Raw genomic sequence first — 11,679 nt, forward strand, 5'->3', positions numbered from 1 at the left:
ACGCAACCCACAGGAACCACCCGCGGATGACGCACGCCAGAGGCACCACAGCCGCAGAAAGAGACGCAGAACCGACCGGGAGAGCCGATCGGCGAAGGCCACAGCCGCGGGGCGGGCCCGAGCCCGGGCCCCCGGGCTCCGCTCAGACGCCCTGCAGGGCGCGCAGCAGCTCCTCGCGCACCTTCACGCTGCGACGTGGATGCTGAGAGTCCCGCCCAGAGCGTGAGCGATGCGTGCGAGCATGATGCCACCAGGAGCCTGAGCACCGCTCTCAATGGCGGAGATGACCGCCTGACGAGTATGAGCCCTTCGAGCGAGCTCAGTCTGAGACAGCCCGGCTGCTGTGCGCGCGTTGTAGACCAATTCAGCGAGTTGCAGCCGCGCCTCGGCTTCGATCGACGCGGCGTCGTACTCGGCTCGCTCCGCCTCGGTCATGGCGGCCAGAGATTCCTCCCGGACCTGCTCCCACGAGGTCGTCGCAGCGCTGGTGCTCATCGTCCCCCTCCCCTCTTCCTGGTGGCATCCGCCGCTTGGCGCGCTGCCTGCGCCCGCCTGGCCCGCAGGATCTCACCACGCTCGTTCTGACGCTGCTTTCGGAACGCTGTCAAGGTCACCGCCCTACGATCCAGCTCGAAGACGTACGTGATGCGCTGACTGATGTTTTCGCATGCGAACCGCAGCTCGTACAACCCACCGCCCAATGAGCGGGAATGCGGCATGCGCAGCATGTTTCCCTGAGAGGCCAACCGCTCAAGAATCCGGTCTGCCGTTGCCCTCCCCGCTGGGCTCAGACCCAGGTACCAAGAGCGCACCTCGTCGGAGAACTCAACGGTCCACCTCATGCAGAGCAAATATACCCTTGAGAAGATATCATGTCAATAGGATATCCGATGCTCTGGTCATCGAGGCTTATTCACAGGAGTCGTCCACAGGAGCGTTCTCCCTTGTCAGGTTTTCCTCCTGCGTGCTGTGAACAAACTTCATCGTCGTGCACCGCTACGCGTGGTGGATCTTCTGGAGGCAACAGCTGAAACCGCCAAAAAAGGGGCGGGCCCTGGCCCGGGCCCGCCCCGTGCTGTTCGGCGTGCGGTCAGCCGCCCAGACGACCGCAGAACACGGCCGAGCCGCGGGACGGGGCCCGCCCGGGCCCCGCTCAGACGCCCTGCAGGGCGCGCAGCAGCTCCTCGCGCACCTTCACGCTGCGGCGCGGGTTGCGGTCGCCGACGACGGCGACGGAGATGCCGCCCGCCTGCTCGGTCGCGGGGGTGTAGGCGCTGCCCCCGGTGGCGCGGTCGGAGCGGACGCAGAAGATGTGCCGCGCCTCGGCCGCCTCGGCGACCTGCCGGTTCACCGCGGCGTCATTGGCCGCCGCCACGACGTACCAGGCGTCGTCCACGTCGGACGGCCGGAAGCCGCGCCCGACGAGCTCGACCTGACCACGGGCCGCCAAGCCCGAGACCTTGATGCCGGCGCTCGGTGCGACGACGCGCACCCTGGCGCCGGCCTCCAGCAGCTGCGGGATGCGGCGCTCGGCCACATGACCGGCGCCCACCACGAGCACCCGACGGCCCTGCAGCCGCAGGCCGGACAGGTACACCGGGGCCCCCTGACCGGCCCCCTCGGAGCCGAGCCGGCGGCGGTAGCGGTCGATCACGACATCGGCGATCTCGTCGCAGTCGTCGATGACGTGCGCGATGCGCACCTCGACTCCGGGGTGGGACTCGACCCAGGCGCCCACCTGCTCGGCCAGCCATTCCGACAGCTTGCCGGTGAACAGGAAGACGGGCGCCACGACGATGCGGGTGAGTCCGGACGCGGCCGCCGCCGACAGGGCGTCGGGCACGCTCGGTCGGTTCACCTGGATGAAGGCGGGCAGCACCTGCCGCAGGCCCATCTCGTCCCACACCAGACGCGCGATGCGGTAGTGCTCGGCGTTGGCGTCGGGCACGAGGGCGCCGCGGCCCACGAGCACGACGGCCGTGTCGCCGGGTCGCCAGGCCTCGCCGCCGGCGGGGGTCAGGGCCTCGTCGATGCGGCGCTGCAGGGCGAAGCGGACGCGCGGGTCGGGCATGAGCGGGCCGGCGTAGGCCACGCGGGCGTCGCCGCGGCCGGCCTCGATGGCGTCGGGGATGTCGGCGCGGACGTGGCCGCCGGTGTGCAGCAGCAGCGGCACGACGACGGCGTCCGGGTCCTCGCCGCCGGCCTGGGGCGGCACCGCCTCGAGGGCGTCGCCGACGGCGGCGGCGATGTCGGGCTCGGCGAGCTCGACGAAGCCGATGCCGACGTGCACGTCGGGCAGCCGGCCGGCGACGCGGTCGACGAGCGCCCGGCAGCTGGCCAGGCCCTCGGCCTGGCGGGTGCCGTGGGCGGCGACGACGAGCGGGGGTTGACGGGTCATTGTCACTTCTCCTCGGTCCGGCCCCGGTATTCGGCGCGCGACATCCTCGGACGGTCCTGGTGGCGGTAGTTGAGGCGGTTCTCGCCGCTCACCCGCCCCTCCATCCAGTGGTAGTCGCGCGGGGTGACGATCATCCGTCGACCGTCACCGCTGGTGACGAACCTGGTGGTGTCGGAGCCGACGATCACCATCGTGTTCATGTCCACCCACTCCGGCCTGAACTCGGCCAGCGTCGACATCGTCACCTTCTGTTGGGGCCGCTCGGCCTGCGCGACGCAGGCGACCGGGGTGTCCGGCCCGCGGTGCTGCGCGATGATCGCCAGCGCGTCGGGCAGGTGGTGGGTGCGCGTGCGCGAGCGCGGGTTGTAGAAGGTGATGACGAAGTCGCCCTCGGCGGCGGCGCGCACCCGCTTGCAGATGAGCTCCCAGTCGGTGTGCAGGTCCGACAGGCTGATCGTCGCGTGGTCGTGGCCCAGCGGGGCGCCCAGGATGCCCGAGACGGCCAGCTCGGCGGTGACGCCCGGGACGATGTCGACGTCGATGCCGTCGGTGCCCATCTCGAGGGTCGGGCTGGCCATGGCGTAGATCGCCGGGTCGCCGCCGCAGACGAAGGCGACGTCGAGGCCGCGGCGGGCGGCGTCGATGGCCGCAGCGGTGCGCTGCTCCTCGGTGCCCATCCTCGTGGCCAGGACGTCGGCGTTCGGGCTCACCAGGTCGCGGATCTGGCGCACGTACGGGCCGTAGCCGACCACCAGGTTCGCGTTCCGCACCGCGTCGCGCGCCCTCGGGGTGAGCAGATCGCGGGAGCCCGGGCCCAGGCCGACGACGTGCAGCACGCCGCGGGCCGGGATGCGTCCGAGGGCGCAGGTCGCGTTGCGGCTCTTGCGCTTGGGCACGACGAGCCGCGCCCCGGCGGCCAGCACAGAGGCCTCGGACACCGAGCCGGTGCCGACCTCGGCCCGCACGACCTCGGAGACGGTCGGGGCGTCCTGGGCGTCGAGGGTCGCGGCGTCGAAGACCCGGTAGGGGACGCCGAGCTCGGCGGCCAGCCGGATGAGGCCCCTCTCGCCCACCTTGACGTCGGCGCTGCACAGGGCGGCGACCGACTCGACGGCCAGGCCGGCGTCGGCAAGGATCTCCTCGAGCAGGCCGCGCAGCTCCTCGACGTCGGTGCCCCTGTTGCAGCCCATGCCCACGACGAGGCTGTCGGGCCGCAGGACGACGGTGGGCAGCCCGGAGGCGGGCACCTCGAGCCCGTCGGTCACGACGACGCGGGCCACGGCCGGCGGCCTGCCGTCGGCCCCCTCCGGACCGTCGGAGGCGTCGAGGCCGTCAGCGGCGGCGGGCGCCTCGCGGGGGCCGGTGACGCGCACGGTGTCGGGCAGCGGCGGCACCCGCCACAGGCGCTCGCGCACCCAGTCGACCGGCCTGCCCTCGAGGAGGGCGCCGGTGACGGCCGCCACGTCGCCGCTGACGGCCCAGCCGAGCTGGTCGAGGGCCGGCAGGCCGAGCGAGTCGGTGGCGGTGGAGACGACGGCAGTGGCGCCGATCCCGTCGGCGATCCGGCGGGCCAGCTCGTTGGCCCCGCCGATGTGCCCGCCGACCAGCGGGATCGCGAACCGGCCCGCCTCGTCCACGACGACGACGCCCGGGTCGGTCCGCTTGTCGGCCAGGAACGGGGCGATCATGCGGGCCGTGGCGCCGAGGGCCAGGTGCGAGACGATGAGATCGCACTCGCCCCACGCGGCGGCCAGCCCGGCCGCCGCGCCGCCGACGTAGCGCTTCGACACGACGGACAGGGCCTCGTCGATGCGGTCGGCGTTCGCGCGGGCGCGTCCGGTCGTGCAGACCTGGCCGATGATCGGCTCGCGGTCCGAGCCGTCGGCGGCCCGGTTCCGACCGGGGCGCTGCTCGTCGTCGGCGGGCTCGGCGGCGTCGCCGGCGATCTCCGGGGTCACGCCGAGCACGGCCGCCTCGTCGGGGCGGTGGTCGAGCACGAGCGCGACGTGCAGGCCGGGCACCTCGCCGGCGCCGAGGGCGAGGGCCCGGTCCTCGCTGAGGACGTCGACCCGCTCGTCGGGCTCGCCCATGCGGGCGGCCACGACGTAGGTCTTGCCGGCCCCGCGCAGGGCCTCGGCGAGCTCGCGCACGCCGCGGCCGGGGGCGGTGAGGACGGCGACCTTCGGATGGTTCCGGGCCACGCGCACGGCGGCGTCGATGCCGCGGGAGTGGGCGTTGACGATCTGGGCGTCGTCCCAGGGCACGGCGACGGCGGCGAAGGCGGCCTGCACGCTCGTGATCTCGGGGACGACCTCGACGGCCAGCCCCGCCGCGCGCAGGCGGCGCACGACGCCGAAGAACAGCGGGTCGCCCGAGGCCACGACGACGACCCGGGCGTCGCCGGGCAGGGCCCTCATGGCCTCGACGGCCGGCCCGATGGGGCCCAGCACCAGGCGCCTGTCCTCGGGCACCGCCAAGGCGTCGAGGTGGCGGCGCCCGCCGACGACCAGGTCGGCGGCGGCGGCCTCGCGGCGCAGCCGCTCGTCGATGCGGCCGAGGTATCCGTGGACGCGGATCATGCCTTCTCCTCCGTCATCCCGCCCCGGGTCCCGTCGGGGGCGTCGTCTCCGGACCCGGCGTCACCGGGAACGGCGTCGTCGAGGGCGCGGGCGCCGTGGGCGCGCAGCTCCTGCCGGGCCCGCGCGTCGGCGGCGCGGTACCCGTGGCGGAAGCCGGGGTGGTACAGGTGGCTGCGCGCGGTGATGGGCCCCTCGGCGAGGGCGGGGCCGACGAGCACGATGGTGTGCTTCCACAGCCGGTGGGCCCGCATCGTCTCGGACAGCCGGGACAGCTCGCAGCGGAACATCATCTCCTGCGGCCAGGTCACCGAGTAGCCGATGATGCACGGGGTGCCGGGCGGGTAGCCGCCGGCGAGGAGGGCGTCCTGGAGGGCGCGGTGGCGGGCCGCCGACAGGTAGACGGCCATGGTGGCGCCGTGCGCGGCGAACGAGGCGATGGTCTCCCCGTCCGGCATCGGGGTGCGGCCCCCCTCCAGGCGGGTGATGACGAGCGACTGGCTGACCTCGGGCACGGTGATCTCGACGTCCATGCGGGCGGCGGTGGCGCTGAAGGCCGAGATGCCCGGCACGGTCTCGACGTCGACGCCGAGGCGCCGACACAGGTCGCGCTGCTCGGCGGTGGCCCCGTAGAGGGACGGGTCGCCGGTGTGCACGCGGGCCACGAGGAGGTGCTCGTCGCGGGCGCGGGTGTACAGCGGGACGAGGTCCTCCAAGGGGATCGACGCGGAGTCGACGAGCTCGGCGTCCGGCCGGCGGTTCGCCACCATGTCGGGGTGGACGAGGCTGGACGCCCAGATGACGATGTCGGCCTCGGCGATGACGCGGGCGCCGCGCACGCTCACCAGGTCGGGGGCGCCGGGGCCCGCCCCGACGAAGACGACGAGGCCGCGCGGGCGGTCGTGCCCGGGGGCGGGGACCGGCGGCGCGCCGATCCGCGCATGGTCGATCGCGTCGACGTCGGGCTCGTCGTCCGCGGGCTCGGCTCCTGCGGGCCGCTCGCTCATATCCGGCCTCCTGTGATGGTGCGCTCGGGCGTCGTGAGGACGGCCGAGAAGTAGGGCAGCGTCTCGTCGGCGTCGATCTCGTCGAGGTCGACGAGCCGCTGGTCGGGCAGGGAGACGTCGGTGCCGATGACCGCCCGGCGGCCGCGCTCGCGCAGGGCCCGCAGCACCTCGGGCAGCGTGCGTCCTCCCTTGTAGATGGCGGCCGAATCGGCGACGTCGAGCAGCCGCCCGAGCCTGTCGGGCCCGACGGTGGCCGGCACGAGGGCGAGGATCTCGCGGCCCTCGGCCAGCGGGGTGGTGCTCGCGGCGGCCAGGGCCTGCATGGCGGTGATGCCGGGCACGAGCTCGTAGTCGACGTCGGGCATGCGCCGGGCGAGCGTGGCGCGCAGATAGCTGAAGGTGGAGAAGACGGCCGGGTCGCCGACGGTGGCGAAGGCGACGGTGCGGCAGCCGGACCCGAAGGCCTCGACGGCGGCGTCGGCGCTGGCCCGCCAGCTGTCGGCGCGGCGGGCGCCGACGCCGCGGCGCTGGGCCATCGAGAAGGGGATGCGCCTGATGCGGGCCGCGCCGTCGGGGACGACGTCGGCGATGATCCGCTCGGCGCGCCCGGGGCCGTCGGCGGAGGCCTCGGTGGCGGGGACGAGGATGACGCCGGCCGTCCGCAGCACCCTCGCCGCCTTGAAGGTGACCAGTTCGGGATCGCCGGGGCCCACCCCGACCCCGATGAAGCGCCGCCGGCCGCCGCCGCGACCGGGGCCGCCGGATCCGATGTCGGGGCGCGCGCTCTCGCTCACATGGCCTCCTCAGGTGCCTCGCCCAATGGTTCTCGCCGTGCAGCGCCGCGAGTGTCTGGCTGACCGGCCGGAGCCGGATCACAGTGGCGGGACCGCTCCGGACCACCGGCTCGGCCGGGCACCGGATTCCTCGTCGGAACTGCACTGCACAGTGTGTCACACGCCCGAAGCCCCCGCCCCCAGCCTCGGGCGCCGCAGGGCCCCGCGCGGCGGACCGGCGGCGGGCCGGCACGGCCCCGCGGCCCGGGCCCGCGACGGCCGGGCGCCCTCGGACGGCAGGTCAGTTGTGAACCGTGCGGGCGCTCTCCCCGGGCGACGGCCGGGCGTCCTCGGACGGCACCCGCGCGGCGCCCAGGTCGCGCATCCGGCGCGCCCAGCCCGGCCCGTGCCCGTCGTCCTCGTCGTCCTCGGGCACAGCGGCCGCCAGCGGGAGGAGCCCGGCGCGGTGCAGCAGGGGGTCGTCGGCGCGCAGGGAGCGGACCGGGCCGACGGGCCCGCCGCGGTGCTCGAAGCGCACCGTCACGATGCCGTGCCCCGAGCCCCACACCCAGCCGCGGCCCCATTCGTCGTGCTCGACGTCCATGCCGGGCGGGAAGCCGGCTTCCGGATGGCGCACCGTGACCGACGGGGCCGCCTCGTCGTGGCGCACGAGCCGGCCGGCGGCCGGCTCCGCGTCGTCGACCTCGAAGAGCTCCTCCTGGGCGGCCTGCGTGAAGTTCGAGACGCCCACGCCGAGGAGCCGTACGCCGCCGCGGGGGTCGATCGCCCCGGCCAGGCCCTGGGCGACGGCGGCGATGCGCTCGGGATGGTCGGTGGCGCCGAGCAGGGTGCGTGAGCGGCTCACCGTGCTGAAGTCGGCCATGCGGGCCTTGACGGTGACGGTGCGGGCGAACAGGCCCGCCCTGGCGAGCCGGACGGCGACGAGCCTGGCGTCGGCGGCGATGACCTCGGCGACCGCGGCCGACTCGGTGATGTCCTGCTCGAAGGTGTCCTCGACCGAGATCGACTTGGCCTCCCCTCGCGGCGCCACCGGCCGGTCGTCCTGCGCGAAGGCGATGCCGTGGACGTACTCCCCCACGGCCCGGCCGAGTTCGCGGACGAGCTCGCGGGGGCTCGCCTCGCGCAGCTCGGCGACCGTGCGGATCCCGAGTCGGCTGAGCTTCTCAGTGGTGGCCGGGCCGATGCCGGGGATGGCCCGCACGCTCATCGGCGCGATGAAGTCGGGCTCCCGGCCGGGGGCGATGATGCGGCTCCCGTCGGGCTTGGCGGACTCGGAGGCGAGCTTGGCGATGAACTTGCTGGAGCCGACGCCGACCGAGGCGTGGAGGCCCTCTGTGCGCTCCGTGATCTCGCGGCGCAGGCCCTCGACGAGCGCGGCGAGCGCCTCCGGCGAGGTGTCGCGCCCGCCGGCGGCCAGGTCGACGAAGGCCTCGTCGATGCTGAGGGGCTCGACGAGGGGGCTGAGCTCGCCGAGCAGAGCCATGACGATGCGGCTGGACTCGCGGTAGGCCTCGAAGCGGGTGGCCAGGTAGGCGGCGTGCGGGGCCAGGTGCCGGGCCTGGCCGGTGCCCATGGCCGAGTGGACGCCCAGCGCGCGGGCCTCGTAGCTGGCGGTCGCGACGACCCCGCGCCCTCCGACGCCCCCGACGACGACCGGCCTTCCGGCCAGCGAGGGCTTGTCGCGCTGCTCGACGGACGCGAAGAAGGCGTCGAGGTCGAGGTGCAGCACGGAGGCGGACGCGCGCATGACTCAGCCCTTCGCGCCGTCCAGCCCGTCGCCGCCTCCGGCCTGGGGGCGGATGCGCTCGTAGCGGACGACGTCGAACCGCTCGCCGACGATGCGCTCGGTCTCGCGCCAGCGGGCCGGGTCGATCGGCGGGAAGGTGACCGCGCCGGCGGCGTCGGCGTGCACGGCGGTGATGTCGAGCTCGTCGACCCGCCCCATGGCGGCCCGGTAGACCTCGCCGCCGCCGCAGATGAAGACCTTCTCGCGGTCGAGGCCGGCGGCGACGTCCAGGGCCTCGTCGAGGCTCGCCACGGCGATGCCGCGCGCCCCGGCCGGCGGGTCCTCCGGGAAGCGCACCGACGCCGGGTCTCGGCTGATGACGATGCTCGTGCGCCCGGCGAGCAGGCCCATGGTGCGGTGCGTGGCGTGTCCGAGGATGAGGGGGTGGCCGAACGTCGTCGCCTTGAAGCGGCGCCAGTCCTCGCGGAACCTGAAGGGCTGGTCGACGCCGTCGCCGATGACGCCGTTCGCGGCGACGAGGGCGATGGCAATGACCCGGGGACCGGGCCCGGCGCCGTCCGAGGGCCCGCTCACACCGCCACCGGAGCCTTGATCGACGGGTACGGGTCGTAGCCGATGAGCTCGATGTCGCCCAGCTCGAAACCGTCGATGCTCGTCACCTCGGGATTGAGCCGCAGCCTCGGCAGGGGGCGCGGGGTGCGCGACAGTTGCTCGCGCACCTGCTCGACATGATTGCTGTAGACGTGCGCATCGCCCAGGGTGTGGACGAAGTCGCCGACGCGCAGCCCGCAGACCTGCGCCACCATGTGGGTGAGCAGGGCGTACGAGGCGATGTTGAAGGGCACCCCGAGGAACAGGTCGCACGAGCGCTGGTAGAGGCCGCAGCTCAACCGGGCGGGACCGTCGTCGGAGGCGGGGGCCACGTAGAACTGGAAGAGCAGATGGCACGGCGGCAACGCCATGCCCGGCACCTCGGCGACGTTCCAGGCCGAGACGACGAGGCGCCGCGAGTCGGGATTCATCCGGATCAGGTCGATCACCTGCGCCAGCTGGTCGATGGCGCCGCCGTCGTAGTCGGGCCAGCTGCGCCACTGGTGGCCGTAGATGGGGCCGAGGTCGCCGTTCTCGTCGGCCCACTCGTCCCAGATGTGGATGTCGTTCCCGTGCAGCCACGCGATGTTCGTGTCGCCGCGCAGGAACCACAGCAGCTCGCCGAAGACGCCGCGCGTGTACACCTTCTTCGTCGTGACGAGCGGGAAGCCGTCGTCGAGGTGGAAGCGCATCTGGTGACCGAAGATGCTGCGCGTGCCCGTGCCGGTGCGGTCGGAGCGGTCGACGCCGATGGTCATGACGCGCTCGAGCAGGTCGAGGTACTGCTGCATGGGCCTCCTCGGTCTCGTGCGCCGACCAGGACCGGCGCGTCGGATTCGGTGGACGGGAACCAGGCTATGCTCCGGCGCCGACAGGACCGCCGACCACACCCCGGAGCGGACGGTTCCCCGTCCGATCCGTTCGGCTCAGGGCTCCAGCGGGGTCACGCCGCTCGTCGGCCCGGCGGCGCGGGTGGGCCGGGCCGCGGGCTGGGACTCCGGGCGCTGCACGGCGGGGATCTGGGCGGTCCACTCGCTGGCGGGCAGCGTCGGGGCCGGGCCCTCCCGGTCGGCGCCCGGCACCGTGTCCGGCTCGACGTGCAGGCCCTCGGGGACCGGCAGGCCGAGCTCGCGGGCGACAATCGGCAGCATCGCCCGCACGGCGCGGCCGCGGTGGCTGATCGCGTCCTTCTCGCCGGCGGTCATCTCGGCGGCGGTGCGCAGCCGCCCCTCGGCGTCGGGCAGTTGCTCGTCGGGCACGAAGATCGGGTCGTAGCCGAAACCGCGCGAGCCCTTGGGACGGTTCGTGAGGTGGCCGGCCATCTCGCCACGGGTCGTGAACTCGCGGCCGTCGGGCATGACGAGCGCCATGACCGCGACGAACTGGGCCTGCCGGCGCCCCCGCGGGACGTCTTCGATCTGGCGCAGGACGAGCTCGAGGTTGGCGATGTCCTCCTGCTCGGGGCCGTTCCAGCGGGAGCTGCGCACGCCGGGCATGCCGCCCAGCGCGTCGACGCAGATGCCGGAGTCGTCGGCGAGCGCCGGCAGCCCCGAGTGGACCATACCCTCGCGCGCCTTGATGAGGGCGTTGCCCTCGAAGGTCCACTCGGACTCCTCGGGGTCGGGGTAGGGGTCGATGTCCTTGAGGCTCACGACCTCCAGGTCCATGCCGCAGTCGGCGATGATGCGGCGCAGCTCGGTGAGCTTCTTCGCATTGCCGGTGGCCAGGAGCACGCGCCGGGTCACAGGGCAGCCCTCCCCTCGGGGTCGGCGAGCGCCCTGGACTGGAGCCCGCTGAGCCGGGCGCAGCCGGCCTGTCCGAGGTCGAGCAGCGCGCCGAGCGTCTCCCGGCCGAAGGCGGCGCCCTCGCCGGTGCCCTGCACCTCGACGAAGTCCCCGTCGCCGGTGCACACGATGTTCATGTCGACGTCGGCGCGGGAGTCCTCGGCGTAGGCGAGGTCGGTCATCGGGACGCCGTCGACGACGCCGACGCTGATCGCCGCGACCGAGCCGGTCAGCGGCTCGCCGGCCAGCGCGCCACGGGCGCGCAGCCACTCGACGGCGTCGTGCAGGGCGACGTAGGCACCGGTGATGGAGGCGGTGCGAGTGCCGCCGTCGGCCTGGAGGACGTCGCAGTCGATGACGATCGTGTTCTCGCCGAGGGCCCGGTCGTCGAGGACGCCGCGCAGGCTGCGGCCGATGAGGCGGCTGATCTCGTGGGTGCGCCCGCCGACCCGGCCCCGCCGCGACTCGCGGTCGGAACGGGTGCTCGTGGAGCGCGGGAGCATCTCGTACTCGCTGGTCACCCAGCCGAGCCCGGAGCCCCGGCGCCAGCGCGGGACGCCTTCGGTGACCGACGCGGCGACGAGCACGCGGGTCCTGCCGCACTCGATGAGGCAGGAGCCCTCGGCATGGTCGAGCCAGCCACGGGTGATGGTCACGGGACGCAGTTCATCGAGCGCGCGGCCGTCGGCGCGCACCGTCGTCTTCACGGAGTCGGACACGAGTGCCAAGATACCCGCGCCGGGCGGCGCACCGCACCGTGTCGACCCCGGGAGGGTCGGGCA

Annotated in this window: 10 protein-coding genes, 1 pseudogene and 1 riboswitch; all 11 genes and pseudogenes read right to left on the reverse strand. The window is 74.0% G+C overall.

What is annotated here, in order from left to right; genetic code table 11:
* Positions 1 to 183: 183 nt before the first annotated feature.
* Positions 184 to 495: a helix-turn-helix domain-containing protein gene (locus K336_RS0108915; protein WP_021797318.1), complete on the reverse strand. Its 312-nt coding sequence runs from the start codon at positions 493 to 495 to the stop codon at positions 184 to 186.
* Positions 492 to 842 carry a type II toxin-antitoxin system RelE/ParE family toxin gene (locus K336_RS20200; RefSeq protein WP_028706844.1) on the reverse strand — a complete coding sequence of 117 codons (351 nt, stop codon included), beginning with the start codon at positions 840 to 842 and terminating at the stop codon, positions 492 to 494. The genes K336_RS0108915 and K336_RS20200 overlap by 4 nt, the downstream gene beginning before the upstream one ends.
* Before the next feature lie 311 nt (positions 843 to 1,153).
* Positions 1,154 to 2,398, reverse strand: coding sequence for a CbiX/SirB N-terminal domain-containing protein (locus K336_RS0108925; RefSeq protein ID WP_021797324.1), 1,245 nt, complete (start codon positions 2,396 to 2,398; stop codon positions 1,154 to 1,156).
* A gap of 2 nt (positions 2,399 to 2,400) precedes the next feature.
* The gene (cobJ, locus tag K336_RS15555) at positions 2,401 to 4,977 is read right to left on the reverse strand and encodes a precorrin-3B C(17)-methyltransferase (protein WP_051245571.1); all 2,577 of its coding nucleotides are present in this window, start codon (positions 4,975 to 4,977) and stop codon (positions 2,401 to 2,403) included.
* Positions 4,974 to 5,981: a precorrin-4 C(11)-methyltransferase gene (cobM, locus tag K336_RS15560; RefSeq protein WP_051245572.1), complete on the reverse strand. Its 1,008-nt coding sequence runs from the start codon at positions 5,979 to 5,981 to the stop codon at positions 4,974 to 4,976. The genes cobJ and cobM overlap by 4 nt, the downstream gene beginning before the upstream one ends.
* Positions 5,978 to 6,775 (reverse strand): precorrin-2 C(20)-methyltransferase, encoded by a 798-nt coding sequence (gene cobI / locus K336_RS0108940; protein ID WP_377173231.1) that lies wholly within the window; start codon positions 6,773 to 6,775, stop codon positions 5,978 to 5,980. The genes cobM and cobI overlap by 4 nt, the downstream gene beginning before the upstream one ends.
* A 29-nt stretch (positions 6,776 to 6,804) precedes the next feature.
* A riboswitch (cobalamin riboswitch) is annotated at positions 6,805 to 6,934 on the reverse strand.
* Between the two features lie 121 nt (positions 6,935 to 7,055).
* Positions 7,056 to 8,522 carry a DNA polymerase IV gene (locus K336_RS15565; protein WP_081660729.1) on the reverse strand — a complete coding sequence of 489 codons (1,467 nt, stop codon included), beginning with the start codon at positions 8,520 to 8,522 and terminating at the stop codon, positions 7,056 to 7,058.
* Between the two features lie 3 nt (positions 8,523 to 8,525).
* Entirely contained in the window at positions 8,526 to 9,095 is a 570-nt protein-coding gene (locus K336_RS15570) for a dihydrofolate reductase (protein ID WP_051245573.1), read from the reverse strand.
* Positions 9,092 to 9,904, reverse strand: coding sequence for a thymidylate synthase (locus K336_RS0108955; RefSeq protein WP_028706847.1), 813 nt, complete (start codon positions 9,902 to 9,904; stop codon positions 9,092 to 9,094). The genes K336_RS15570 and K336_RS0108955 overlap by 4 nt, the downstream gene beginning before the upstream one ends.
* Before the next feature lie 333 nt (positions 9,905 to 10,237).
* A pseudogene (rdgB, locus tag K336_RS0108960) lies at positions 10,238 to 10,858 on the reverse strand (RdgB/HAM1 family non-canonical purine NTP pyrophosphatase); the annotation flags it as partial.
* Positions 10,855 to 11,616, reverse strand: a complete 762-nt coding sequence (gene rph, locus K336_RS0108965) for a ribonuclease PH (RefSeq protein WP_021797365.1) — start codon at positions 11,614 to 11,616, stop codon at positions 10,855 to 10,857. The gene rph and the pseudogene rdgB, both read right to left, overlap by 4 nt.
* Positions 11,617 to 11,679 lie beyond the last annotated feature (63 nt).

Source organism: Propionibacterium acidifaciens DSM 21887 (assembly GCF_000426605.1).
Classification (GTDB): domain Bacteria; phylum Actinomycetota; class Actinomycetes; order Propionibacteriales; family Propionibacteriaceae; genus Propionibacterium; species Propionibacterium acidifaciens.